The organism is Streptomyces sp. WAC03905, assembly GCF_057371075.1.
In genome coordinates this window covers 3,581,996-3,605,366 of sequence record NZ_JBXYDZ010000003.1, presented here as the reverse complement: position 1 = coordinate 3,605,366, position 23,371 = coordinate 3,581,996, and the positions used below count along the sequence as shown (strand labels likewise).

The window sequence follows — 23,371 nt, the reverse complement described above, 5'->3', positions numbered from 1 at the left end:
GGGGTCAGGGAGCGGGGTCCTCGTCGTCCTCGTCGGACTCCGTGAGCACCGGAGAACCGTGGTGGGACCACAGGCGCCAGCCCTCGGATGTGCGTCGGAACACATTCGTGGCGACGACCAGCTGACCGACGAGCGGGCCGAGCTCTCCGCCGTCCTCGGCGGGGCCGCCGCTGAGGATGTTCTCCGTGCACGTCACCAGTGCGGTGTCGCCTGTGACGGCCACCTTGGTGTCGGTGAGGAAGAACTGGATGTACTCGGTGTGGGACATGATCAGCGCGTACGAGCGCAGTACCTCGCCGCGGCCGGAGAGCACCGGCCAGCCGGGGTGGACGCAGGAGATCTCGTCCTCCAGCCAGAGCGCCGACAGAGCGTCGAAGTCCCCCCGCTCCATTGCCTCGTAGAAGGCCGTGTTGACCTCTTCGACCGCTTCGATGTCGGTTCTGCTCACTGGGCTCCTTGTCGGTCGATGAGGATCACAGGGCCCCTTCCACCGCGCGGGCCACCCGAACCGCGTCGGCGGTCGCGCGTACCTCGTGGACCCGTACGGCCCAGGCGCCCTGGTGGGCCGCGATCGCGGAGACGGCGGCGGTGGCGGCGTCCCGTTCGCGGGCCGGCGGCGGGGTGGCGTCCGTCCCGCCGGCCAGGACCCGGCCGAGGAAACGCTTCCGCGAGGCGGCGACCAGCAGCGGGAAGCCGAGGGCGCGCAGGTCCGCCATGTGCGCGACCAGGGCCAGGTCGTGCTCGGCGTTCTTGGCGAAGCCGAGGCCGGGGTCGACCAGCAGCCGTTCGGGGGCGATCCCGCCGGCGACGACCGCGTCGATCCGGGACCGCAGTTCGGAAGTGACCTCGGCCACGACGTCGTCGTAGACGGCGAGGCTGTTCATGCCGGCGCTGAAGCCGCGCCAGTGCATCACCACGAAGGGCACCTCGGCCGCGGCGACGGCGGGGATCATGCCGGGGTCGGCCAGACCGCCGCTGACGTCGTTGACCAGGGCGGCGCCGGCGTCGACGGCCCGGGCGGCGACGGCCGCGCGCATGGTGTCGACGGAGACGGTGACGCCCTCGGAGGCCAGGCCGCGCACGACGGGGACGACCCGGCGCAGCTCCTCCTCCTCGTCGACGCGGGAGGCGCCGGGGCGGGTGGACTCCCCGCCGACGTCGACGAGGTCGGCGCCCTGGGCGACGAGGTCGAGCCCGCGCTTGACGGCGGCGGTGGTGTCGAACCAGCGGCCGCCGTCGGAGAAGGAGTCGGGGGTCACGTTGACGACGCCCATGACCGCGCAGCGGTCCCATTCCGGCAGTCCTGCGACCCGGCCCCTGCCGGCGGCTCCGCGCTTCGTGTTCATGGCTCCAGGGTAGGGCTGGCCCGCCGGCCCCGGCCCGCCCGGGCGGCCGTCCCCGGAGGGGAGGCTCACGGCCCCGCGGGTGGCCGGGTACGCCGAAGGCCCGGGCAGGGGGCCTGCCGGGCCTTCGGGGTGTCGCGGTACGGCGGAGCAGCCGGGGCGGCGGCGGCCTACGCGGCCTGGACCTCGCGCTCGGCCTGCTTCGGGACGGACGCCACCAGGTTGTGCGAGCAGGTACGGACCGGCTTGGGCCGGCGGCGGCTCGCGAAGAGCCGCGGCAGGGCCAGCGTGACGAAGCCCTCGGCCTGCATCGCGGCGAAGCCGATGCGGGGCAGGTCGCGGGTGGTGCGGAAGACCACGAAGCGCGGCTCCCAGCGCGGCCGGAACTTCGCGTTGAACTTGTACAGGGACTCGATCTGGAACCAGCGGGAGAGGAAGACCAGCAGGCTGCGCCACATCCGCAGGACGGGGCCGGCGCCGATCTTCTCGCCGCGGGCCAGCGCCGAGCGGAACATCGCGAAGTTCAGCGAGACCCGCTCGATGCCCAGGGACGGGGCGGCCTCCAGGGAGGCGACGATCAGCAGTTCGTTCATGCCCGGGTCGGCGCCGCGGTCGCGGCGCATCAGCTCCAGGGACATGCCGTCCTTGCCCCACGGCACGAAGTGCTGGATGGCCTTCAGGTCGCCGAAGGGGCTGGTGTCACCCTCCTCCACGCGGTGCGCGGTGGCGATGAAGCAGTCGCCGTCGCCCGGGTCGCCGACCCGGCCCAGCGCCATGGAGAAGCCGCGCTCGGTGTCGGTGCCGCGCCACGCCTCGGCGGCGCCGCGGACCTGCTCCAGCTCCTGCGCGGTCAGTTCGCTGACCCGGCGCACCTTGGTGGTGTAGCCGTTGCGCTCGATGCGCTTCACCATCTGGCGGACATTGCGCATGGCACGGCCCGAGAGGGAGAAGTCTTTGACATCGACAATCGCCTCGTCACCCAGCTCCAGGGCGTCCAGGCCGGTCTCGCGGGTCCAGACCTCGCCACCGGTCTCGCTGCAGCCCATCACGGCCGGGGTCCAGGAGTGGGCCTTGGCCTCCTCCATGAACCGCTCGATCGCGCCGGGCCACGCCTCGACGTCGCCGATCGGGTCGCCGGAGGCGAGCATCACACCGGACACGACGCGGTAGGTGACGGCGGCCTTGCCGCTGGGGGAGAAGACGACGGCCTTGTCGCGGCGGAGCGCGAAGTGGCCGAGGGAGTCGCGGCCGCCGTGCTTGGCGAGGAGGCCGCGCAGCTGGGCCTCGTCGTCGGCGGTGAGCCGGGCGGCCGGGTGCTCGGGGCGGAAGGCCAGGTAGATGGTGGTGAGGGCGGTCAGCATGCCGAGAGCGCCGAGGGAGTAGCCGACGGTCCAGGACACCCGGCCGGCGTAGTCGACGGGGCCCTCGAAGCCGAAGAGGCCGTAGACCACGTGGGTGATCTGCTCGTACAGCCCGGGCCTGCCGACGACCTTGCCCGGGTGGACGTTGACGATGACCAGGCCGAGGCCGATGGAGCCGGCGCTCATCAGGACGAAGTTCGCGAGGGCCTTCCAGCGGCTGCGCGGGTCCGGCAGGGCCTTGAATTCACCCTGGTGGCGCAGGAGCAGGGCGAGGAGCACCGCCGCGATGACCACTCCGATGATCGAGTGGCGGTAGATGAACTGCGCCGCGGCGCCCGCGGGCAGCAGGACGACGGCGGCCCGCCAGGCGCGCCGCTTGTGCCGCTTCAGACCGTGGGCCAGCAGCAGGAGCAGTACGCCCGCGCTGATGGACAGGGCCGCCGCGAAGGGGCCGAGGGAGCCGGGCAGCACCTCGGTGACCGCGTGGATCCGGCTGTGCCGGAAACGCGGGAACACCCCCGCCGCGATGTCCAGAAGGCCGACGATCATGACGGCCGTACCTACCAGGCCGGGCACCGACTCCGGCTGTGGGCCTCGGAGGATTCGGCGGACCCTGCTCGGAACCTGTCCCGACTTATCGCCATCTATCCTGCTAGACATCGCTTCCCGTTGCTCCGCGAGAGATCATGTGGCCGAAGGCCGCGACAGCCTCCGGTGTGTGGTGCGTCCCTTAGGACGACATCGACGGACAGCGGGTTCACTCTTCCGTCGGAAATTTCCAGTCCTGCCATCAGAAAGTCGACTGACTGCTCATGGGTCTCACCAGTTATACGGTCCTGGCGCTGGCCGTCCTCGCCGGTGTGCTGCTGTTCGCGGCCACCCTCTGGTTCTGGCCGAAGCTCTCGGGCCGCACCTGGCGTGCGTTCGCCGGCCGGATCGGGCTCCTGCTGGCGACCCAGCTGGCACTGTTCTCGGCGGTGGGGCTCGCGGCCAACAAGTCGTTCCTGTTCTACGGTTCCTGGGCCGACCTGTTCGGTCAGGAGACGTCGATGGGCAAGGTCGTCGACCACTCGATGAGCAGCCAGGACATCAAGGTCGTCGACAAGCAGAAGCTGGACGTCCCCGGTGGTGCCAAGCCCCAGGTGGGCGGTCAGATCCTGAAGGTTGCCATATCCGGGCAGAAGTCGAAGATAACGAGTCCCGGCTACGTCTGGCTCCCGCCGGAGTACTTCCAGCCGCAGCACAAGGACGAGAACTTCCCCGCGTCCATCGTCCTGACCGGCTACCCGGGCACCGCCGAGAACCTGATCAAAGGGCTCGACTACCCGATGAAGGCCTTCAGCCTGTCCAAGGCGGGCAAGATGAAGCCGATGATCCTGGTCATGCTGCGCCCCACCGTGGCGCCGCCGCGGGACACCGAGTGCGTCGACATACCCGGCGGACCGCAGACCGAGACCTTCTTCGGGGTGGACCTCCCGCAGGCCATCCAGGACACCTTCCGGGTCGGCAAGAAGCCCGAGAACATGGGCTTCATCGGCAATTCCACGGGGGGTTACTGCGCCCTGAAGATCGCCGCGCACTACCCGCAGACCTTCGGTGCCGCCGCGGGGCTGTCCGCGTACTACGACGCTCCCGACGACCCGACGACCGGTGACCTGTTCCACGGGGACGAGAAGCTGAAGAAGCGTGCGGACATCCTGCACGTCATGGAGCACAAGAAGCCGGCCGGTACGTCCTTCCTCGTCACCAGCAGCGAGAAGGGCGAGCCGAACCTCGCGGACACCAAGAAGTTCATCAAGAAGGTGCAGGGCCCGGACCGGGTCTCCTCCATCATCCTCGACAGCGGTGGCCACAACTTCAACACGTGGCGCCGTGAGATCCCGCCGATGCTGATGTGGATGAGCGGCCGGATCCAGGCCTGACGGCCGTGCGGTACCGCGGCGGAGCAGGGGCCCGACCTCAGGTCGGGCCCTTTCCCGTGCCCTTGCTCAGCCCCTTTCTCACGCCTCCTGCAACTCCGCCCGGCGCAGTGCCCGGTGGACGTCCTGCGGGGTGAGTACGCCGGCCAGCCGGCCGGTGTCCGGGTCCGTGACGCCGATCCGCCCGGAGTCCTCCTGGAGCAGGGCGGCGAGGGCCTCGCGCAGCGTCGCGCCCAGCGGGACCGACGCGGCCGGCGCCTCCCCGTCCGCGGGGGTCAGGTCGGTGGCCGCGACCGTGGTGACGGCGAGCCGCTTGAGCCCCCGGTCGGCGCCGACGAAGGAGGCCACGTACGGGGTGGCGGGCGCCGCGAGCACCTCGGCCGGGCGGGCGAACTGCTCGATGCTGCCCGTCCCGTAGACGGCGATGCGGTCGCCTAGCCGGATGGCCTCGTCCAGGTCGTGGGTGACCAGCAGGATCGTCTTGCGCACGGACTTCTGCAGGGTCAGGAACTCGTTCTGGAGCCGTTCGCGGACGACCGGGTCCACCGCGCCGAACGGCTCGTCCATCAGCAGCACCGGCGGGTCGGCGGCGAGCGCGCGGGCCACGCCGACGCGCTGGCGCTGCCCGCCCGAGAGCTGCTCCGGGTACCGGCCGCCGTACACCGACGGGTCCAGCCCGACCAGTTCGAGCAGTTCGGCGGCCCGGGCGCGGGCCGCGGCTCTGGGGGTGCCGATCAGCTGCGGCACGGTCGCGGTGTTCTCCAGCACGGTCTTGTGCGGGAACAGCCCGACCTGCTGGATGACGTACCCGATCCGGCGGCGCAGCTCGACCGGGTCGGCGGCGGCGATGTCCTCGCCGTCCAGCAGGATCCGCCCGGACGTCGGGTCGATGAGCCGGTTGACCATCTTCATGGTCGTCGTCTTGCCGCAGCCGGACGGCCCGACCAGCGTGACCAGCTCTCCCTCCGCCACCTCGAAGGACAGGTCCTCGACGGCCGTCGTCCCGTCGGGGTAGCGCTTGGTCACATGCTCGAATCGGATCACGGACCCATCTTTCCCCACAGGCGCCGTTCGAATGTGAAGGGCGTGTTGCCCTCTGCGAAAGATTCCGGCCATCGGGGGCAGTGGGGGTTAGGGTCGACCAAGACCGCGCGATCGAGCACACGTACGTTTCATGACGGGGGGTGGGGGACATGCCGGCACAGAACTGCCTGGTGGCGAACGACTGGGTCTGCTGGGACTACGTCACCTCCCGCTCGCAGGAACTGACCGACGCCACCGTCGAACACGTGTGGATCACCGCGGTGTCCGTCCTGATCGGCCTGGCCGTGTCCGTGCCGCTGGCCCTGCTGGCCCGCCGCGGCCGGCGCTGGTCCGCGCCCGTGCTCACCTTCACCACCCTGCTCTACACGGTCCCCTCGCTGGCGATGTTCTCCCTGCTGCTGCCCGTCTTCGGACTGTCGGCCGCGCTGGTCGTCACCGGCCTGGTGCTGTACTCGCTGACCATCCTGGTCCGCAACGCGCTGGCTGGCCTGGAGGCGGTCCCCGAGGAGGTGCGGGAGGCCGCGCGCGGCATGGGCTACGGCCCCGGACGGCTGCTGTGGCAGGTGGAACTGCCGCTGGCGCTGCCGGCGCTGCTCGCCGGCGTACGGATCGCCACGGTCTCCACGATCGCGCTCACCACGGTCGGCTCCATCGTCGGCAAGGGCGGTCTCGGCAACCTCATCGCCCCCGCCGTGAGCAGCTCCTTCAAGGCGCAGGTGCTCACCGCCTCGGTGCTGTGCGTCCTGCTCGCGCTCGTCGCGGACCTGCTGCTGCTCGGCCTGCAGCGGCTGCTCACGCCGTGGACCCGGGCGGGTGCCCGGCCGGCCGCGCCGGCGAAGGGGGCCTGACGGCATGGGCGTGGCGGGAGGAGCCTGGGACTGGCTCGCGGACGGCGCCAACTGGGCCGGGGAGAACGGCGTCTGGCACCGGCTCGGCGAGCACGTCTACGTCAGCGGGATCGCCCTGGCGATCGCCTGCGCGATCGCGCTGCCGGTCGGCCTGTACCTCGGCCACCTGGGCCGGGGCGGCACCCTCGCGGTCAACGTCTCCAATGTCGGCCGGGCGGTCCCGGTCTTCGCGGTGCTGGCGCTCTTCATGGTCTCCCCGCTGCGCAACGCGGGCTACCTGCCGACCGTCGCCGCCCTCGTGCTGTTCGCCGTCCCGCCCCTGCTGACCAACGCGTACGTGGGTATGCGCGAGGTGGACCGCTCGGTGGTGGAGGCCGCCCGCGGGATGGGCATGTCCGGCGGGCAGCTCTTCTGGCGGGTGGAACTGCCGCTCGCGCGCGGTCTGGTGATGACCGGGCTGCGGTCGGGTTCCGTGCAGGTCGTCGCCACGGCCACGATCGCCGCGATGGTCGGCCAGGGCGGCCTGGGCCGGATCATCACCGCCGGATTCAACACCTACAACACCCCGCAGGTCGTCGCCGGAGCCCTGCTCGTGGCCGCTCTCGCCCTGCTGGTGGAGGGCGTGCTGGTGGCGGCGGACCGGCTGTTGCCCCGGACCGGCGCCCACCGCTGACCCCGTCCCCCCCGTCCTTCTCTCCCCCTCGAACGGAGCAACTCCATGACCAAGACCACGCGCGTCCTCGGCGCGTCCCTGGGCGCGCTGGCCCTGACGGTGTCGCTGGCCGCGTGCGGCGGCGACAGCCTGGAGAAGAGCAAGGACGGCGGCTCCGCGGCCCCGGCCGCCGGCGGCAAGGGCAGCCTGGTGATCGGCGCGGCCGGGTTCACCGAGTCCAACGTGCTGGCCGAGCTGTACGCGCAGGTCCTGGCGGACGCGGGCTACGGCACGTCCGTCAAGACGGTCAACAACCGTGAGCTGTACGAGCCGTCGCTGGAGAAGGGCGAGATCGACGTCGTCCCGGAGTACGCGGCCACCCTCGCGGAGTTCCTCAACGCCAAGGTCAACGGGCCCAAGGCGCCCGAGGAGAAGCCGGTCGCCTCCAGCGACGTCGCGGCGACGGTGGCGGGCCTGGAGAAGCTCGCGGCGCCGCTCGGGCTGAAGGTGCTCCCGGCGGGCTCCGCGGTCGACCAGAACGCATTCGCCGTCACCAGGGAATTCGCCGAGAAGAACAACCTCAAGTCGCTTTCCGATCTTGGTAAGTCGGGGCTGAAGGTGAAGATCGCGGCCGGTGACGAATGCGCCGTCCGTCCCTTCTGCGGACCGGGGCTGACGAAGACGTACGGAATTCAGGTTTCCGGTGTGGACCCGAAGGGCGTCGGTACCCCGCAGGCCAAGCAGGCCGTCAAGGACGGCGTCGACCAGCTCGTGCTCACCACGACCACGGACGCCACCCTCGACAGCTTCGGCCTGGTCCTCCTGGAGGACGACAAGAAGCTCCAGAACGCCGACAACGTCCTCCCGGTGGTCAACGCCAAGGACGCCGGGGCCCCCGAGGTGGCGGCCGCCCTCGACAAGCTGACCAAGGTCCTCACGACCGCCGACCTGGTCGACCTGAACCGGAAGGTGGACGCCGAGCGCGCCAAGCCCGCCGACGTCGCGAAGAGCTACCTGGAGTCCAAGGGCCTTCTGAAGAAGTAGTGCCTACGGGTTGGTGGAGGAATGTGGGGTAACTGCCCGGGAACAGATTGCCGGGTGGGTATCCCACACGACCTCTACGCCCTGTAAATTTCAGGCCATGCCCCGAGGACGCCACCGCAATCCCGAACCCCTGCACCGGCTGCTCACCCCGACGGCCGTCGCCGCGGTCTCCGTCGCCAGCGCCGGATCGGCCTGGCTGCTGGCCGGCCCCGACGACGCGACCGCGCTGAGGCTGCTCGTGGCCGTCGCGGCTGCCGCCGGGATCGCCGGCGCCGTCATGATGCGGTCCTGGGACCGCGCGGCGGGCCGCCGGGTCGCGGAACTGGCCCGCGAGCGCGTGAAGGACGAGTGGCGGACCGACGAGCGGATAGCCGAGCTGGAGTCCGACCTCGAAGAGGCCCGGATGCTGCGCGCCCGGCTCGACGCCAAGCTGCGCGCCAAGCGCGTCGAACTGGCCGGCCTGCGGGGCGAACACGCCGCCCTGCTGCGCCGGTACGCGACGGCCGAGACCGAGCGCGCCAGCGCCCTGGAGAAGCGCCGGCTGCTGGCCATCGAGGCCGCCGCGGCCCCGGCGACGGCCGATCCCAAGCAGCTCCCGGCCGTCTCCGAGGAGCGCACCTCGGCGGGCGCTCCCACCTCCCTCGGCTATGCCCGGGCCCACGCAGCCATGGCCGCCCTGGCCCGCAAGGCCCAGGAGCGGGCGCTGCCCACCGCGCGGGCGGTGGGCGAGCTGCCGGTGTCGGCGACCGGCACGGGCTCCGTCCCGGCACGCCGCCAGGCGGCGGCCGTGGCCCCGTACGCGGCGCAGCGGCGCACGGCCTCCCGCGTCGAGGGCGGCTTCGACTTCTTCGGCACCAAGAACTCCGCCCAGGCCCGCGCGGCGATCGAGGCGGTCCAGAACGAGGACCTCGCGGACGTGGTGGGCGCCGAGGCGCTCGCCGTGCACAAGGCGGAGGCCGCCCAGGTGACGGCCGAGCCGGAGTTCAAGCCGCCGACCGAGGAGACCCGCGCGGTGGGCCAGGTCATCGACCTGACGGCCCACGACGAGACCGAGCCGATCGACGTGGTCCGCCTGCGCACCGCGATCTCGTAGCGGCTCCCTCAGAAGAGCGGCAGCTGCCCGGGGAATTCGGGCAGGACGAAGCCGTCCAGCGTCGGGGCGGCGGCGCCGAGCACCACCCGGGCCCGGGATCCGGGGCAGGACACCAGGTCCGCGCGGTCCCGTGGGGCGGGAGGGTCGTGGCGGGCGATACGGCCCGCGGTGACGGCGCAGTCGCGTCCGCAGACGGGGCAGGCCCGGCGGGGGGAGTGGGACATGCCCCCCAGTCTGCCCTGTCGTACCGACCATCAGTCCCGCACGGGCTCCGTGTCCGCCCGCCGCCGGGCCAGCCACACTTCGTGGACCCGTTCCACCCGGGCCCACAGGGCGGACCGGTCGGCGGAGGTCAGGTCGCGGAGGTCCAGCCCGAAGAGCCCGCCCAGGACGGCGAGCAGCTCTTCCGGTCCGGACAGCACCCGTTCGTGCGCCTGCTTCCCGTGCTCCAGGCGGGTCAGGACCTTCCCGCGCAGGGCGTCCGCGCCGCCCGCGTCCCGGCGGAACACCGCGAAGACCCGCACGAACGGCGACTCCTCGTGCGTGGACAGCCACGTGTGCATGCCCTCGAAATCGGCCGTGGTCGCGGGGGCGTCGCGGAAGTTCATCCGTCGCGCCCCTCCCGCGGAGGCGAAGAAGGACCAGCCCGGGCCTTCGCCCTCCAGCGGGTCCAGCCGTTCCAGGGTGTAGGTGAAACCACTGCGGTCGTACGTGCCCGCACGCAGCGGCAGCGGCTCGTGCGGGCCCATGTCCCCGAGCCCGGCGTCCACCCAGTACTCCTCGCCCCCGACCCGGACGGTCAGGGCGAGGTGGTCGCCGCGGACCTCCCGCGACGAGGCGTCGGCACTCACGGCGCCGACGTGCCGGGTCACGTCGTAGCCCAGGGATTCCAGGAGGAGGGCCAGGGCGCCGTTCAGGTGGAAGCAGTAGCCGCCCCGCCCCGCGGCGAACCTCCGCACCGACAGCTCGGGGTCGATGCCCGGCGGCCGGCCGAGCTGGATGTCGACGTTCTCGTAGGGGATGCGTTCCAGGTGTGCGCGCTGGAGGGCGAACAGCCCGGCGGCACTGGGAGCACCGGGGGCGGTGACGCCGAGGCGGCGCAGGTAGCCCTCGAAGGAGTCTGGGATCATCCGGCCACGCTACGGGCGGAATGCTCTACTCCCTTTGAATTGAGGCTACTTGTCGATGTCGCCGACCACGAAGAACAGCGAGCCCAGGATCGACACCATGTCCGCGACCAGCTGCCCCGGCAGCAGGACGGCCAGCGCCTGGATGTTGTTGTAGGAGGCACTGCGCAGCTTCAGCCGGTAGGGGGTCTTCTCGCCCTTCGAGACGAGGTAGTAGCCGTTGATGCCCAGCGGGTTCTCGGTCCAGGCGTAGGTGTGTCCCTCGGGCGCCTTCAGGACCTTGGGCAGGCGCTGGTTGACCGGGCCCGGCGGGAGGGCGTCCATCCGGTCCAGGCAGGCCACGGCGAGGTCGAGGGAGTTGTGGGTCTGCTCCAGCAGGCATTCGAAGCGGGCCAGGCAGTCGCCCTCGGTGCGGGTGACGACCTTCAGGACGTCCTGCAGCTCGCCGTAGGCCAGGTACGGCTCGTCGCGGCGCAGGTCGAAGTCGACGCCGGAGGCACGGGCGATCGGGCCGGAGACCCCGTACGCGTGGACGGCCTCGGCGGGCAGGACCCCGACGCCGCGGGTGCGCCCGCGGAAGATCTCGTTGCCGTGGACCAGCTTGTCGTACACGTCCATCCGGGTGCGGACGTCCGCGATCGCGGCGCGGGCCCGGCCGAGCCAGCCGGCCGGGAGGTCCTCCTTGAGGCCGCCGACGCGGTTGAACATGTAGTGCATGCGGCCGCCGGAGATCTCCTCCATGACGGCCTGCAGCTCCTCGCGCTCGCGGAACGCGTGGAAGATCGGAGTGATGCCGCCCAGTTCGAGCGGGTACGAGCCGAGGAACATCAGGTGGTTCAGCACCCGGTTCAGCTCGGCGAGCAGCGTCCGCATCCACACCGCCCGCTCGGGGACCTCCATGCCGAGCATCCGCTCGACGGCCATGACCACGCCGAGCTCGTTGGAGAACGCGGACAGCCAGTCGTGGCGGTTCGCGAGCATCACGATCTGGCGGTAGTCGCGGGCCTCGAAGAGCTTCTCGGCGCCGCGGTGCATGTAGCCGACGACCGGCTCGGCGCTGGCGATCCGCTCGCCGTCCAGGACGAGGCGCAGGCGCAGCACGCCGTGCGTGGAAGGGTGCTGGGGGCCGATGTTGAGCACCATGTCGGTGCTCTCCGCCGCGCCGCCGATGCCGACCGTGGTCTCCGTCATGCGGGCATTGTCTCAGTCCTAAGGTGGGGGAATGGATACGGGGACGAAGGGTGGGACGGGCGACCTGCGGTGGGTGGGACTGCCCGGTGGACTGCTCACCATGCGGCGGACGCTGCTCGTGGTCTGGGCCGGTCTGCTGGCGCTCGCGACCGCGCTGCCGCTCGGGCTGTTCGCGGGCCCGGGGTGGGCGGCGGTGGGCGGGGTCTGGCTCGCCGCGGGCGCCTGGGGCTGGGTGCTCCTCGGCCGGAACTGGCGGTCCTGGCGGTACGCGGAGCGTCCCGACGACCTGCTGATCAGCCGGGGTGTGCTGTGGCGGGAGCAGACGGTGGTCCCGTACGGCCGGATGCAGCTCGTCGAGGTCACCTCGGGCCCGGTGGAGCGGCGATTCGGCCTGGCCTCCCTGCAGCTGCACACGGCCGCGGCGGCCACCGACGCCCGGATCCCGGGTCTGGTGCCGGCCGAGGCGGAGCGGCTGCGCGACCGCCTCGCCGCCCTCGGCGAGGCAAGGTCGGCGGGCCTGTGACCTCCGGTCCGGCGGACGACGAGCCTGTGACCTCTGGTCCGGCGGGCGACGAGCCGATGCCCTCCGGTCCGGCGGGGGACGAGCCGGTGTGCCCGGGGCCGGTGGGGGGTGGGTCCGTGACCTCGGGTTCGGCGGGCGACGAGCCGGTGACCTCTGGTCCGGCGGGCGACGAGCCGGTGACCTCTGGTCCGGCGGGCGACGAGCCGGTGACCTCCGGTCCGGCGGACGACGAGCCGGTGACCTCTGGTCCGGCGGGCGACGAGCCGATGCCCTCCGGTCCGGCGGGGGACGAGCCTGTGACCTCCGGTCCGGCGGGCGATGACCCGGTGACCTCCGGTCCGGCGGGCGACGAGCCGATGACCTCCGGTCCGGCGGGCGACGAGCCGGTGGGCCCGGGTTCGGTGGGCGGTGGGCCGGTGACCTCTGGTCCGGCGGGGGACGAGCCTGTGACCTCTGGTCCGGCGGGCGACGACCCGATGACCTCCGGTCCGGCGGGCGACGAGCCGGTGGGCCCGGGTTCGGTGGGCGGTGGGCCGGGGAGTTGTGGGGCGGGTGGGGAGTCGTCGGCGGCGGTGGCCGAGCGGCGGCTGCATCCCTTCACGCCGTTGCGGCGGGCCTGGGTGCCCATCGCGGCGACCGTCGGCGTCCTCGCCCAGCAGGGCGACCGGGCGGCGCGCTGGGTCGCGGACCTGTCCTCGCTCCTGCGGTTGGCGACCCTGGTCGGCGTGATCCTGATGTTCGGCGTCTACGGCTTCCTGAGCTGGTGGTTCACCCACTACGCGGTCACCGACACCGAGCTGCGCATCCGCACCGGGCTGCTCTTCCGCCGCACCGCGCACATCCGGCTGGACCGGCTCCAGGCCGTGGACGTCACCCGGCCCCTGCTGGCCCGGCTGACCGGTGTCGCCAGCCTGCGGCTCGACGTCATCGGCACCGAGGAGAAGGACCGGCTGGCCTTCCTCGGAGAGCAGGAGGCCGTCGCCCTGCGCGCCGAGCTCCTGGCCCGCGCCGCCGGCTTCGCCCCCGAGGAGGCGGTGCGCCTCGGGGAGGCCCCGCAGCGCGAACTGCTGCGCGTGACCCCGCGCGAACTCGCCGTGTCGCTGGCGCTCAGCCTCGGCGTCTGGGCGGCGCTGGCCGGCGGGATCGTCGCCCCGTTCGTCGTGTGGTGGTTCAGCTCCAGCCCGTGGGTGGCCGTCGCCACCCTGCTGCCGATGCTGGGCGCGGTCTGGGCGGGCACCGTCGGCCGCTTCCTCACGGAGTACGACTGGCGGGTCGCCGAGTCCCCGGACGGGCTGCGCCTGGACCACGGGATGCTGGACCGGGCCCACGAGACCGTGCCACCGGGGCGCGTGCAGACCGTACGGATCGTGGAGCCGCTGCTGTGGCGGCGCTCCGACCGGGTCCGGGTGGAGCTGGCCGTGGCCGGTTCGAAGAACGAGGTCCTGGTGCCGGTGGCCTCGCGGGCCGCCGCGCACGCCGTGATCGCCCGGGTGCTGCCCGGGGTGGACCTGGCCGGCCTGTCCTTCTCCGGCTCCCCGGGCACCGGTTCGCGCTGGGTGGTCCCGGTGTGGTGGAAGGGCTACGCCCTGGCGGTCTCCCCGGAGGTGTTCGCCGCCCGGCACGGCCGCCTGTGCCGCCGTACGGAGATCGTTCCGCACGCCAAGGTGCAGAGCGTCCGGTTCACCCAGGGGCCGTGGGCCCGCGCCCGGGGCGTCGCCGACGTGCACGTGGACACCGGCGCGAACGGCACGGTCACCGCGCGGCTGCGCGAGGCCTCCGGGGCCGCGCGGCTGCTGTACGAGCAGGCCGCCCGCTCGCACACCTCCCGCGCGGCGGCCCGCCCGGACCGCTGGATGACCGGGTCGGGCCCGGAGGGGTGACGCCGGGCGCACCCACCGTTCACGTCAACGGAACCTTGACAAGGTGATCATGTCAAGGTTTTCTTGACGCATGCTGATCTTGCGATCGAAGGACCGCGGGGACGACCGCCCCGCCGGCCCGTCCACGGCCGGCGCCCTGCCGCTGGGCGTGCTCCTGCCCGCCGTGTCGGTGATGTTCGGCGACCGGCTCGGCACCCCCGCCACCGTCGCCCTGATCCTCGCGGGCCTCGTGCTCATCGCCGGCACGGCCGGCCTGGCCGCCCGGGCCCACGCGCACTCGGAACGCGCCCGCCGGGACGAAGCCGTCCTCGACGCCCTCGAACCGCTCACCGGACTGCGCCGATGAGCGACGCACCCCTGCTGCGGCCGGCCGAGGCGGACCGGATCCGGGAGGGGATCGCCGCGGCCGTCCTCGGCGCCCCCGAGGGGCTGGCCGAGTCCCTCGAACACGACCCCCGCGGATACCTGCGGCTGGTGGACGCCTCGCGCGTCGGCGCCGAGGAGTCGAGCCGGCTGCTGCGCGAGGCCGTCCAGGGCGCCAGGGCCGCCGGCCACAGCTGGGACGCGGTGGGCCGGGTCCTGGGCGTGAGCCGCCAGGCCGCCCAGCAGCGCTTCGCGGGCAAAGCGGCGCCCGGCCCGGGCGCCCCGGCGGCGTCCGCAGACGGCCCGGACGCCCCGGAGCGGCGCACCCTCTCCGGCCTGTCCGCCTTCACCGAGATGGCCGCCCTGGAGGAAGCCGGACGCGACGGCTGGCACACGGTCGGCTACGGCCCCTTCTTCCACGAGGTCGAGGCGTCGAACCGGTCCTGGGAGCACTGCCGGGTGACGCTCCCCTCCGCCGCGCGGCACCGGCGGATGGAATCGGAAGGCTGGATCCCGGTCGGCGCGGGCTGGTTCCCCTGGCGCTACTACAAGCGCCCCCTCGAACCGGGCGCCTGAGGGCGCCGCCGAGGCGCACGGCCGGACCGGGGGTGCCCCCCTATCCGGCCCCGCCGCCCGCGCGGACCAGGCCCGTCTCGTACGCCAGGACCACCACCTGGACCCGGTCGCGCAGCCCCAGCTTGGTCAGGATGCGGCCCACGTGGGTCTTCACCGTCGCCTCCGACAGCACCAGCCGCGCCGCGATCTCACCGTTCGACAGCCCCTGCGCCACCAGCAGCATGACCTCGCGCTCGCGCTCCGTCAGCCGCTCGATCTCCTTGTGCTCCGGCTCCTGCGTCGTCGTCGGCAGCATCGGCGCGAAGCGGTCCAGCAGGCGCCGCGTCGTGGACGGCGCCACCACCGCGTCACCACTGTGCACCGAGCGGATCGCGCCCAGCAGTTCGGCCGGCGGCACGTCCTTCAGCATGAACCCGCTCGCACCCGCCTTCAGACCCGAGAAGGCGTACTCGTCCAGGTCGAAGGTGGTCAGGATGATCACCTTCGGGTGCTCCGCGGGCTCGCAGATCCGACGGGTCGCCTCGACGCCGTCGAGCCGGGGCATGCGGACGTCCATCAGCACCACGTCCACCTTCGTGGCCCGCAGCACCTCCAGAGCCTCCAGGCCGTCGCCCGCCTCGGCGACCACCTCCATGTCCGGCTGGGCGGCGAGCACCATCCGGAAGCCGGTGCGCAGCAGGACCTGGTCGTCGACCAGCATCACTCGGATGGACATCAGTTACCTCGTCCTCGTCCTCGTCAACTCTTCTTCAGGGGGAGCAGTGCGCTGATCCGGAAGCCGCCGCCGGGCCGCGGCCCCGCGTCCAGGGTTCCGCCGACCATACCGACCCGCTCGCGCATGCCGATCAGCCCGTGTCCGGCGCCGTCCGCGCCGCCGTCCTCGTACAGCTCGTGGGCCGCGCCCCGGCCGTCGTCCTCGACCAGCAGGCCGAGCCCGTCGTCGAAGTAGACCAGCCGGACGCTGGCCCTGGCGTCGGGGCCGCCGTGCTTGCGGGTGTTGGTCAGGGCCTCCTGCACGATCCGGTACGCCGTCAGCTCGACGCCGCTGGGCAGTTGCCGCGGAGCGCCCTCGACCTCGAAGTCCACCGTGAGCCCGGCGGCCCGTACCTGCTCGACCAGGACCTCGATCTGCTCGACGTCGGGCTGGGGCACGTAGTCCTCGGACTCCTGCGGCTCGCCCGTGCGCAGGACGCCGAGCAGCCGGCGCATCTCGGCGAGGGCCTGGCGGCCGGTGCCGGAGATGGTCTGGAGGGCCTCCTTGGCCTGCTCGGGCGCCACGTCCATGACGTACGCGGCGCCGTCCGCCTGCACGACCATGACCGAGACGTTGTGCGCGACGACGTCGTGCAGCTCGCGGGCGATCCGGGCGCGCTCGGCGGCCACGGCCACCTTGGACTGGGCCTCGCGTTCCTTCTCCAGCCGCTGGTTGCGCTCGACCAGCTGGGCGTAATAGGCCCGCCGGGTGCGCAGGGAGTCGCCCAGCACCCAGGCCAGGACGAAGGGGACGATCATGAAGACGGCGAAGAGGACGTTGTCGACGTCGTTGCTGCCCTTGTCCACGCCGTGCCGCAGGAAGTACAGCGGCGCCGCCGCGAGCCCCCAGCCCAGGGCGGTGCGCGAGACCCAGCGCGGGACCTCGCTCGCGGCCACCGTGTAGAGGATCACGAACATCGCGATGTCCCAGAACCCGGCGATGATGCCCGCGCCCAGCTGGAGGAGGCCCGCCCCGAGGGTGAGCCAGAACGTCCCCTGCGTCCACTTCCGGCGCAGGGCCAGGGCCGCGCTCAGCGCGAGCACGACGGGAACCGCGACGATCTTGAGGGGGCGGCTGATGTCGGGCTCGCCCACGACGTTCAGCATCGAGACCCCGAAGAAGAGCACAGCCCAGAAGCTGTCGACGCCCGTCGGGTGTCTGCGGAGGAAGTCGTAGAGGCGCTGCACGTGACCCAGCGTAGGGAACGGCGATAGGTGCTGGAGTCAACCAGAGGTCCGAACCTGGCACCGGGGACATACTCCCCAAGGTGGAGGGTGAGCATAGCCTTCGGAGATGAGCACTCCTGGTGGACCCCGCGCGGCGGTCCGGTGGCGCAGCGCGATGGAAGCCGCGCTGTACGGTCCCGGCGGCTTCTACGTGCGCCCCGGCGGCCCGGGTCCGGCCGGCCACTTCCGTACTTCGGTGCACGCCTCGGCGCTCTACGCGGGGGCCGTGGCCCGGCTGCTGCTCCGGGTGGACGCCGACCTCGGGCACCCGGCGGAGCTCGCCCTCGTGGACGTGGGGGCAGGCCGGGCGGAGCTGCTGACCGGGGTGCTCGCCGCGCTGGACCCGGCGACGGCCGCGCGGGTGCGCCCGTACGCCGTGGAACGGGCGCGGCGGCCGGAGGGGCTCGACCCGCGGATCCGCTGGACCGGGGAACCGCCCGAGGCCGTGACCGGTCTGCTGTTCGCCAACGAATGGCTGGACAACGTCCCCCTGGACGTCGCCGAGGACGGCCACTACGTCCTGGTCGCGCCGGACGGTACGGAGGACCGGGGCGGCCCGCTGGAGGACGCGGACCGGGCCTGGCTGGAGCGCTGGTGGCCGGGCGGCGGCCGCGCCGAGATCGGCCGGTCGCGCGACGAGGCCTGGGCCGCGGCCGTCTCGACCCTGGAGCGGGGCCTGGCGGTGGCGGTGGACTACGCCCACACCCGGGAGGCGCGGCCCCCGTACGGCACCCTGACGGGATTCCGGGACGGCCGGGAGGTCCCGCCGGTCCCGGACGGCTCCTGCGACGTCACCGCCCACGTCGCGCTGGACGCCTGCGCCGGGCCGGACGCGGTCCTGCTGACGCAGCGCGAGGCCCTGACCGCCCTCGGGGTCTCCGGCGCCAGGCCACCGCTGGCCCTGGCCTCCTCGGACCCGGTGGCCTACGTCCGGGCGCTGGCCTCGGCCGGTGAGGCGGCGGAGCTGACCTCCCGGTCCGGTCTGGGCGCCTTCGGCTGGCTGGTCCAGCCGGTGGGCATCCCGCCCTGGCCGGAGCCGGAGCCGGAACCGGAGCCGATGCCTGGGTGGTGACCCGGGCTCCGGCATGCGGAAGGGGCCGGACGCCCTTCGGGAGTCCGGCCCCTCCGCACACCACCGCGCTACGGCGGCGGAGCGACTACTGGGTCACCTCGTCGTGGCCGGTGTGCAGGCCGCCGCCACCGCCGCTGCCGCCGGGGGTCGGCTTCGACACGACCGGCTTCGACAGCGGGGCGAGGTCGTGCGCGTAGTGGCCGACCGCGTTCGCGATGACGTCGACGTTGATGTCGAGCGCCTTCTGGTCGATGTTGGTGATGTCGTCGCCCGCGCCGTGGTAGTTCACGTCGTAGGCGACACCGGCCTGGCCGCCGAACTTCGCGGCCTCTTCGGGCGTCTTGATGCCCTCGGCGCCGGTGAAGGTGCCGCCCGACGGGATGCCCACCTCGATGAACGGGCCGTAGTCCGAGCGGCCGGAGAAGTCCGTGCCCGCGTGCGGGATCTTCTTGGAGTCGAGGAAGTCGGTGATCCCCTTCTCCAGCTGGGCGGAACCCTCCGGGCCGGGGCCCGAGCCGACGCCGTCGGAGTCGTCGCCGTCGTAGACGAAGTAGGCGGCGTTCGGCGAGGCGATCATGTCGAAGTTCAGGTACAGCTTGATCTGCTTCTTCTGGGCGTCCGTCAGGCCGGCGACGTACGCCTCGGAGCCGAGCAGGCCGAACTCCTCCGCCGACCACCAGGCGAACTTGACCTTGTTCTTGACCTTCTTCTGCTCGCTCGCGAGCCGCTGGGCGACCTGGAGGATGCCGGCCGAGCCGGACCCGTTGTCGTTGATGCCGGGGCCGGCCGCGACCGAGTCGAGGTGCGCGCCGAGGAAGACGGTGTTGTTCGCGTCGCCGCCCTTCGTCTCGGCGACGACGTTGAAGGTCTTGCGGTTCTCGCGCAGCTCGCGGATGTCGAGGGTGACCTCGACCGGCCCGGCGGCGGCCTCGGCGGCCAGCTTCTCGCCGTCCTCCTGGGTGATGCCGCCCGTGGGGACCTTGCCCGCGGTGGGGTCTCCTATGGTGCCGTTCAGGGCACCCGCGGTGTTGTTGTAGATGACCGCGCCGACCGCACCGGCCGCGGCCGCGTTCTGCTGCTTGATCGCGAAGGTGCAGCCGCCGCGCTTGACCAGCGCGATCTTCCCCGTGAAGGCGCCCGCGGCGAAGTCGCCCGGCTCGCAGCCGTTGGTCCCGTCCGCGTCGACCGGGGCGACGGCCACCGGGGCCGTCACACCGCCCTCCGGGGAGTTCGCCGTGTAGGTCATCAGGTGGATCGGCACGTCGCGCCCGCTCGCACCGTTCACCGTCAGCTTCTCTTCGATGGTCTCGACGAAGACGAAGTCGAACTCGTTGCGGCTGACCTGGTAGCCGGCCGCCTTCATCACGGCCTCGATGTACTTGGCCGACTGCTCGTGGCCCTTGGAACCGGCCGCCCGGTTGCCGTTGTTGTAGTCGGCGATCGACTGCAGGACCTTGAGGTGGTTGAAGGCTCCCTTGCCGGTCGCGTCCTTGACCAGCTTGCGGGCCAGCGCGTCGCCCTTGGCGGCGTCGCTCTGCGGGCTCCCGGTGGCACCGGCCGGTCCGGCGAGCAGCAGGGGCGAGACGAGGGCCGCGGCGGCCAGGGCGGCGGTGGCTGCGGCTATACGGCGTGAGGGCATGAAGGTCCTTCCACGACAAGGGCGAGCAGGGCAGGCGGAGCTGGGCACGACAGGGCGGAGCAGGGCGCGGCACGGCGGGACGCGAGTGCCGGGCCCCCGGATGCGGTGCGCGGTACGTGGGGGAACAGTGAGCGCACGTTAGACAGCAAGCGGCCATCCTGGCCAGAGTTTTCGCTGTTTTCGGTTTATGAATTCCGTATATCGGTGAATCCGGGCCGGTCACATCCTGCCAACCGCAGGCCCGTTGCTCCCCCCGGGCCGGGACGGGGCTACCGCAGGACGCCCTCGATGAAGTCGGAGCCGATCCGGGCGACCGCGGTCAGATCCAACTCGTGCTGGGCATAGCGGCCTTGCCTTCGCGTGTGCAGCAGACCGGCCTTCTTCAGGACGGCCAGGTGCCGCGAGACCTCCGGCGCGGTGATCCCGTACACGGTCGCCAGTTCGCTCGTCGTGTACGGGGCGCGGGCCAGGCTCCGGCACAGCTTCATCCGCATCGGGTGCGCCATTGCCTCCATCCGCCGCTGGAGCAGCTCCACCGAGCCCGGACCGGAGGCCGGTTCGGGGGTGCCGAGCGGATAGTGGACCACCGGCCGCCAGTGCGGTGCGTGCAGCACCAGCAGGTGCGGCCAGCCGAAGTTGGTCGGCACGAAGACGAGGCCGGCGCCTATTCGCGGATCGGTGGCCGTCGTCGTCCCGTGGACCATCTTGTCGGCGGTGATGGTGGTGAGAGCCCCGTCGACGTCCAGCGCCGAGGAGACGTCCTTCAGCGCGGCCGGCAGGCCCTTGCGGCGCAGCAGCTCGGCCTTGCGCCGGGCGTCGGCGCTCTGCCCCGGCTCCAGGCGCTTCCACGTCTCGGCGAAGAACGCCTCGTCGCAGTCCTCCAGGAGCCGGCGCAGCCACACCCGCACGGCCGCGGGGTCGTCCAGCAGCCGCACGGAGAAGTCCAGCCGGCGCGGGCCGCGGGCGGCGGCCACCTCCAGCGCCCTCGCCCGGGCCGCCGGGTCCTTCAGCGGCGAGGGCCCGCCGCCCTCGTTGTAGAGCGCCGGCCAGCAGTGCTCCAGGGCCGCCGCCACGAACCGCTCGTCGTCGAGGCGGTCCAGTACGTCGAGCTCCTCGGCCAGCGTCCCCGCCGGCCGCCCGGCGCCACCGGGGATCCCGGCGAAGGGCATGAAGACGTCGGAGAAGGAGCTGCGCCACATGAAGTCGGCCTCCAGCAGACGGTCCGCGAGAGTCGGGTCGAGCGCGGCCGACGTGGCGGTGGTCCAGGAGGCGAGCCGCGGGTGGTGCCCCGGCTGCGAGAGCGCGTGGAGGGCCATGCAGAGCTCCGCGAGCGGGGACGGCGCGAAGGTGATCCGCTCGTGGGGGAGACCGGCGATGTCGATGGTGACGCTCATCGGGCCATTCTGTCCGTTCCCGCACGTCGGGAGCGTCCGGCCCGGTCGCCCGGCGCCGCCGTACGGGTGGCCGGGCGGGGCCCGGCACGACGGCCGGACGAGTGGTCGTCCGCGCCCGGAGCGGCTTTCGGCCGGGACGGTTGACGCGGAACGTCAACCGTCGTGCGGGACGGGGCCGACGGGGTGAGGGTGGATGCATGACAGCGATCGAGCAGTACCTCATCGACACCTACCGCGCGTCCCAGCACGGCGCCCCGATGCCCCCGCCGCCGGGCCGGGACGACGTCGCCGTGGTCCGCGCGGCCCGCTCCTACCAGCAGTTCCGGGCCGTCGTGGACGGCGGCGAGGCCCGCCACCCCTGGAGGGCCGCCCTGCGCCGGATGCTGACCCGCCCGCGCCCGTGCTGACGCCCGGACCGCCCGCCCGCGGCGCCGGCACGGGCGCGGCCGGACGGCCCGGATCCCGCCCGTGACGGGAGGAAACCGGACCGTGCCGGCCGGGAGCCGGACCGTGACGGCCGGGAGCCGGACCGTGACCGCCTACTCGAAGTTCGGCGCGTTGCGCTGGTACACCAGCCGCAGGCCGATCAGCGTCAGCCACGGCTCGTGGTCGTCGATCACCGACGACTCGCCCAGCACCATCGGGGCCAGACCGCCCGTGGCGATGACGCGGACGTCGTCCGGGTCGCCGTTCGGCCCGGCCAGCTCCTTGGCCATCCGGGCCACGACCCCGTCGACCTGGCCCGCGAAGCCGTAGATCACGCCCGACTGCATCGCCTCGACCGTGGACTTGCCGATCACGTGGCGCGGCCGGGCCAGCTCGATCTTGCGCAGCTGGGCGCCCCGTACCCCGAGCGCCTCCATCGAGATCTCTATCCCCGGCGAGATCACCCCGCCCACGTACTCGCCCTTCGCGGACACCGCGTCGAAGGTGGTCGCCGTACCGAAGTCGACCACGATCGCCGGGCCCCCGTAGAGCTCGACCGCCGCGACCGCGTTGATGATGCGGTCCGCGCCGACCTCCTTCGGGTTGTCCATCAGGATCGGCACGCCCGTCTTGATGCCGGGCTCCACCAGCACCGCCGGCACGTCGCCGTAGTAGCGCCGGGTGACCTCGCGCAGCTCGTGCAGGACCGACGGCACCGTCGAGCAGATCGCGATGCCGTGGATCCCGTCGCCGAGCTCGGTGCCGAGCATCGGGTGCATGCCCATCAGGCCCTGCATCAGCACGGCCATCTCGTCGGCGGTGCGCCGCGGGTCGGTCGAGATGCGCCAGTGCTCGACGATCTCGTCACCGTCGAACAGGCCCAGGACCGTGTGGGTGTTGCCTACGTCGATGGTGAGGAGCACGGGTTACACCGCCTCGCGCAGATCGAGACCGATGTCCAGGATCGGCGAGGAGTGGGTCAGCCCGCCGACCGCCAGGTAGTCCACGCCGGTCTCCGCGTACGCCCGCGCGGTGTCCAGCGTGAGGCGGCCCGAGGACTCCAGCACCGCGCGGCCGGCCACCAGCGTGACGGCCTCCTCGGTCTCCGGGACGGTGAAGTTGTCCAGCAGGATCAGGTCGGCGCCCGCGTCCAGGACCTCGCGGACCTGGTGCATCGTGTCGACCTCCACCTCGATGGGGACCTCCGGGAAGGCCTCGCGCACCGCGGTGAAGGCCTGCGCGACCCCGCCCGCGGCGACCACGTGGTTGTCCTTCACCAGCGCCGCGTCCGACAGCGACATCCGGTGGTTGACGCCGCCGCCGCAGCGGACCGCGTACTTCTCCAGCGAGCGCAGGCCCGGCGTGGTCTTGCGGGTGTCGCGCACCTTGGCCTTGGTGCCCTCCAGGACGTCCGCCCAGCGGCGGGTGGCCGTCGCGATGCCGGAGAGCCGGCACAGGATGTTCAGCGCGCTGCGCTCGGCGGTCAGCAGGTCGCGGGTCCGCGCGCGGAGCGACAGCAGCACCTGGCCGGCCTTGACGGCGTCGCCGTCCTCCGCGTGCCGCTCCACCTCGAACGCCTCCGTGCAGACCACGGAGAACACCGCCTCGGCGATGCGCAGGCCCGCCACGACGCCGTCCTCGCGGGCGACGAAGTCGGCGACGGCCTCGGCGTCCTCGGGGACCGTGGCCACGGTGGTGACGTCCACGCCGCCGTCGAGGTCCTCGGAGAGCGCCATGTGGGCGATGTCCTCGACCTCGACGGGGTCCAGGCCCGCGTCGGCGAGCAGCTCGGCGAGCGCCGGGTCGAGGCCGCTCTCCTCGCCGTCGCCGCAGGCGCAGTCGTCGCCGCAGCCGCCGTCGTTCTGGTCGATGAGGGGGAGTTCGGGGGTGCTCACG

The 23,371-nt window shown here is 72.6% G+C and carries 24 protein-coding genes; 11 read left to right on the top strand and 13 right to left on the bottom strand.

Annotated features, from left to right (window positions below):
• Positions 1-4: 4 nt before the first annotated feature.
• The 3 genes from AC2RP6_RS18740 to AC2RP6_RS18730 form a co-directional block, all read right to left on the bottom strand.
• Positions 5-448, bottom strand: coding sequence for a nuclear transport factor 2 family protein (locus tag AC2RP6_RS18740; protein ID WP_486447229.1), 444 nt, complete (start codon positions 446-448; stop codon positions 5-7).
• A 25-nt stretch (positions 449-473) separates the two neighbouring features.
• Positions 474-1,346, bottom strand: a complete 873-nt coding sequence (gene folP / locus AC2RP6_RS18735) for a dihydropteroate synthase (protein ID WP_486447228.1) — start codon at positions 1,344-1,346, stop codon at positions 474-476.
• Between the two features lie 167 nt (positions 1,347-1,513).
• Positions 1,514-3,364, bottom strand: a complete 1,851-nt coding sequence (locus AC2RP6_RS18730) for a phosphatidylglycerol lysyltransferase domain-containing protein (RefSeq protein WP_486447227.1) — start codon at positions 3,362-3,364, stop codon at positions 1,514-1,516.
• Positions 3,365-3,516: 152 nt separating this feature from the next.
• Here AC2RP6_RS18730 and AC2RP6_RS18725 point away from each other — a divergent pair, with 152 nt between their 5' ends.
• On the top strand, positions 3,517-4,626 hold the full coding sequence (locus AC2RP6_RS18725; RefSeq protein WP_486447226.1) for an alpha/beta hydrolase: 1,110 nt from the start codon (positions 3,517-3,519) through the stop codon (positions 4,624-4,626).
• A 78-nt stretch (positions 4,627-4,704) separates the two neighbouring features.
• Here AC2RP6_RS18725 and AC2RP6_RS18720 read toward each other — a convergent pair whose 3' ends face one another.
• Positions 4,705-5,667, bottom strand: coding sequence for an ABC transporter ATP-binding protein (locus AC2RP6_RS18720; protein WP_486447225.1), 963 nt, complete (start codon positions 5,665-5,667; stop codon positions 4,705-4,707).
• A gap of 149 nt (positions 5,668-5,816) precedes the next feature.
• Here AC2RP6_RS18720 and AC2RP6_RS18715 point away from each other — a divergent pair, with 149 nt between their 5' ends.
• From AC2RP6_RS18715 to AC2RP6_RS18700, 4 genes are all read left to right on the top strand, one after another.
• The gene (locus tag AC2RP6_RS18715) at positions 5,817-6,515 is read left to right on the top strand and encodes an ABC transporter permease (RefSeq protein ID WP_486447224.1); all 699 of its coding nucleotides are present in this window, start codon (positions 5,817-5,819) and stop codon (positions 6,513-6,515) included.
• 4 nt (positions 6,516-6,519) lie between these two features.
• Entirely contained in the window at positions 6,520-7,188 is a 669-nt protein-coding gene (locus AC2RP6_RS18710) for an ABC transporter permease (RefSeq protein ID WP_486447223.1), read from the top strand.
• A 45-nt stretch (positions 7,189-7,233) separates the two neighbouring features.
• Positions 7,234-8,211, top strand: a complete 978-nt coding sequence (locus tag AC2RP6_RS18705) for an ABC transporter substrate-binding protein (protein ID WP_486447222.1) — start codon at positions 7,234-7,236, stop codon at positions 8,209-8,211.
• Positions 8,212-8,308: 97 nt separating this feature from the next.
• Complete coding sequence (locus tag AC2RP6_RS18700; RefSeq protein ID WP_486447221.1) at positions 8,309-9,304, top strand: hypothetical protein; 996 nt, start codon at positions 8,309-8,311, stop codon at positions 9,302-9,304.
• An 8-nt stretch (positions 9,305-9,312) separates the two neighbouring features.
• Here the strand turns inward: AC2RP6_RS18700 and AC2RP6_RS18695 are convergent, their stop codons facing one another.
• Genes AC2RP6_RS18695 through AC2RP6_RS18685 form a run of 3 tightly spaced genes read right to left on the bottom strand, consistent with a single transcriptional unit; the run spans position 9,313 to position 11,622 of the window.
• Positions 9,313-9,528, bottom strand: coding sequence for a hypothetical protein (locus AC2RP6_RS18695; RefSeq protein WP_030656464.1), 216 nt, complete (start codon positions 9,526-9,528; stop codon positions 9,313-9,315).
• Between the two features lie 30 nt (positions 9,529-9,558).
• Complete coding sequence (locus AC2RP6_RS18690) at positions 9,559-10,434, bottom strand: arylamine N-acetyltransferase family protein (RefSeq protein WP_486447220.1); 876 nt, start codon at positions 10,432-10,434, stop codon at positions 9,559-9,561.
• A 45-nt stretch (positions 10,435-10,479) separates the two neighbouring features.
• Positions 10,480-11,622 carry an NADH-quinone oxidoreductase subunit D gene (locus tag AC2RP6_RS18685; RefSeq protein WP_486447219.1) on the bottom strand — a complete coding sequence of 381 codons (1,143 nt, stop codon included), beginning with the start codon at positions 11,620-11,622 and terminating at the stop codon, positions 10,480-10,482.
• A 31-nt stretch (positions 11,623-11,653) separates the two neighbouring features.
• Here AC2RP6_RS18685 and AC2RP6_RS18680 point away from each other — a divergent pair, with 31 nt between their 5' ends.
• The 4 genes from AC2RP6_RS18680 to AC2RP6_RS18665 all read left to right on the top strand — a co-directional run bounded on the left by AC2RP6_RS18680 (position 11,654) and on the right by AC2RP6_RS18665 (position 14,964).
• Entirely contained in the window at positions 11,654-12,145 is a 492-nt protein-coding gene (locus AC2RP6_RS18680; protein WP_486447218.1) for a PH domain-containing protein, read from the top strand.
• A 356-nt stretch (positions 12,146-12,501) separates the two neighbouring features.
• Complete coding sequence (locus AC2RP6_RS18675) at positions 12,502-14,025, top strand: PH domain-containing protein (RefSeq protein ID WP_486450375.1); 1,524 nt, start codon at positions 12,502-12,504, stop codon at positions 14,023-14,025.
• A gap of 70 nt (positions 14,026-14,095) precedes the next feature.
• The gene (locus tag AC2RP6_RS18670) at positions 14,096-14,371 is read left to right on the top strand and encodes a hypothetical protein (protein ID WP_486447217.1); all 276 of its coding nucleotides are present in this window, start codon (positions 14,096-14,098) and stop codon (positions 14,369-14,371) included.
• Positions 14,368-14,964 carry a hypothetical protein gene (locus AC2RP6_RS18665; protein ID WP_486447216.1) on the top strand — a complete coding sequence of 199 codons (597 nt, stop codon included), beginning with the start codon at positions 14,368-14,370 and terminating at the stop codon, positions 14,962-14,964. Before AC2RP6_RS18670 ends, AC2RP6_RS18665 begins: the two co-directional genes overlap by 4 nt.
• Before the next feature lie 40 nt (positions 14,965-15,004).
• On the opposite strand, the gene AC2RP6_RS18660 is transcribed toward AC2RP6_RS18665, so the two are convergent.
• Both AC2RP6_RS18660 and AC2RP6_RS18655 read right to left on the bottom strand, forming a co-directional pair.
• Positions 15,005-15,679 carry a response regulator transcription factor gene (locus AC2RP6_RS18660; RefSeq protein ID WP_030846041.1) on the bottom strand — a complete coding sequence of 225 codons (675 nt, stop codon included), beginning with the start codon at positions 15,677-15,679 and terminating at the stop codon, positions 15,005-15,007.
• 23 nt (positions 15,680-15,702) lie between these two features.
• Positions 15,703-16,905: a sensor histidine kinase gene (locus tag AC2RP6_RS18655; protein WP_486447215.1), complete on the bottom strand. Its 1,203-nt coding sequence runs from the start codon at positions 16,903-16,905 to the stop codon at positions 15,703-15,705.
• 106 nt (positions 16,906-17,011) lie between these two features.
• Here AC2RP6_RS18655 and AC2RP6_RS18650 point away from each other — a divergent pair, with 106 nt between their 5' ends.
• Positions 17,012-18,016: an SAM-dependent methyltransferase gene (locus tag AC2RP6_RS18650; RefSeq protein ID WP_486447214.1), complete on the top strand. Its 1,005-nt coding sequence runs from the start codon at positions 17,012-17,014 to the stop codon at positions 18,014-18,016.
• A gap of 85 nt (positions 18,017-18,101) precedes the next feature.
• Here AC2RP6_RS18650 and AC2RP6_RS18645 read toward each other — a convergent pair whose 3' ends face one another.
• Both AC2RP6_RS18645 and AC2RP6_RS18640 read right to left on the bottom strand, forming a co-directional pair.
• Complete coding sequence (locus AC2RP6_RS18645) at positions 18,102-19,655, bottom strand: M28 family metallopeptidase (protein WP_486447213.1); 1,554 nt, start codon at positions 19,653-19,655, stop codon at positions 18,102-18,104.
• 269 nt (positions 19,656-19,924) lie between these two features.
• Entirely contained in the window at positions 19,925-21,049 is a 1,125-nt protein-coding gene (locus AC2RP6_RS18640; protein ID WP_486447212.1) for a DUF5937 family protein, read from the bottom strand.
• A gap of 197 nt (positions 21,050-21,246) precedes the next feature.
• On the opposite strand from AC2RP6_RS18640, the gene AC2RP6_RS18635 reads away from it, so the two are divergent.
• Entirely contained in the window at positions 21,247-21,456 is a 210-nt protein-coding gene (locus AC2RP6_RS18635; protein WP_486447211.1) for a hypothetical protein, read from the top strand.
• A gap of 132 nt (positions 21,457-21,588) precedes the next feature.
• Here AC2RP6_RS18635 and AC2RP6_RS18630 read toward each other — a convergent pair whose 3' ends face one another.
• Positions 21,589-22,398 carry a type III pantothenate kinase gene (locus AC2RP6_RS18630; protein WP_486447210.1) on the bottom strand — a complete coding sequence of 270 codons (810 nt, stop codon included), beginning with the start codon at positions 22,396-22,398 and terminating at the stop codon, positions 21,589-21,591.
• Positions 22,399-22,401: 3 nt separating this feature from the next.
• Positions 22,402-23,370 (bottom strand): carboxylating nicotinate-nucleotide diphosphorylase, encoded by a 969-nt coding sequence (gene nadC / locus AC2RP6_RS18625; RefSeq protein ID WP_486450374.1) that lies wholly within the window; start codon positions 23,368-23,370, stop codon positions 22,402-22,404.
• Between the last annotated feature and the right edge of the window lies 1 nt (position 23,371).

Bases quoted from the DNA above. Each gene is read 5' to 3' on its own strand.
- folP (WP_486447228.1), bottom strand. From the start codon at position 1,346: ATGAACACGAAGCGCGGAGCCGCCGGCAGGGGCCGGGTCGCAGGACTG.
- AC2RP6_RS18730 (WP_486447227.1), bottom strand. From the start codon at position 3,364: ATGTCTAGCAGGATAGATGGCGATAAGTCGGGACAGGTTCCGAGCAGG.
- AC2RP6_RS18725 (WP_486447226.1), top strand. From the start codon at position 3,517: ATGGGTCTCACCAGTTATACGGTCCTGGCGCTGGCCGTCCTCGCCGGT.
- AC2RP6_RS18715 (WP_486447224.1), top strand. From the start codon at position 5,817: ATGCCGGCACAGAACTGCCTGGTGGCGAACGACTGGGTCTGCTGGGAC.
- AC2RP6_RS18710 (WP_486447223.1), top strand. From the start codon at position 6,520: ATGGGCGTGGCGGGAGGAGCCTGGGACTGGCTCGCGGACGGCGCCAAC.
- AC2RP6_RS18705 (WP_486447222.1), top strand. From the start codon at position 7,234: ATGACCAAGACCACGCGCGTCCTCGGCGCGTCCCTGGGCGCGCTGGCC.
- AC2RP6_RS18700 (WP_486447221.1), top strand. From the start codon at position 8,309: ATGCCCCGAGGACGCCACCGCAATCCCGAACCCCTGCACCGGCTGCTC.
- AC2RP6_RS18695 (WP_030656464.1), bottom strand. From the start codon at position 9,528: ATGTCCCACTCCCCCCGCCGGGCCTGCCCCGTCTGCGGACGCGACTGC.
- AC2RP6_RS18690 (WP_486447220.1), bottom strand. From the start codon at position 10,434: ATGATCCCAGACTCCTTCGAGGGCTACCTGCGCCGCCTCGGCGTCACC.
- AC2RP6_RS18685 (WP_486447219.1), bottom strand. From the start codon at position 11,622: ATGACGGAGACCACGGTCGGCATCGGCGGCGCGGCGGAGAGCACCGAC.
- AC2RP6_RS18680 (WP_486447218.1), top strand. From the start codon at position 11,654: ATGGATACGGGGACGAAGGGTGGGACGGGCGACCTGCGGTGGGTGGGA.
- AC2RP6_RS18675 (WP_486450375.1), top strand. From the start codon at position 12,502: ATGACCTCCGGTCCGGCGGGCGACGAGCCGGTGGGCCCGGGTTCGGTG.
- AC2RP6_RS18670 (WP_486447217.1), top strand. From the start codon at position 14,096: ATGCTGATCTTGCGATCGAAGGACCGCGGGGACGACCGCCCCGCCGGC.
- AC2RP6_RS18665 (WP_486447216.1), top strand. From the start codon at position 14,368: ATGAGCGACGCACCCCTGCTGCGGCCGGCCGAGGCGGACCGGATCCGG.
- AC2RP6_RS18660 (WP_030846041.1), bottom strand. From the start codon at position 15,679: ATGTCCATCCGAGTGATGCTGGTCGACGACCAGGTCCTGCTGCGCACC.
- AC2RP6_RS18650 (WP_486447214.1), top strand. From the start codon at position 17,012: ATGAGCACTCCTGGTGGACCCCGCGCGGCGGTCCGGTGGCGCAGCGCG.
- AC2RP6_RS18645 (WP_486447213.1), bottom strand. From the start codon at position 19,655: ATGCCCTCACGCCGTATAGCCGCAGCCACCGCCGCCCTGGCCGCCGCG.
- AC2RP6_RS18640 (WP_486447212.1), bottom strand. From the start codon at position 21,049: ATGAGCGTCACCATCGACATCGCCGGTCTCCCCCACGAGCGGATCACC.
- AC2RP6_RS18635 (WP_486447211.1), top strand. From the start codon at position 21,247: ATGACAGCGATCGAGCAGTACCTCATCGACACCTACCGCGCGTCCCAG.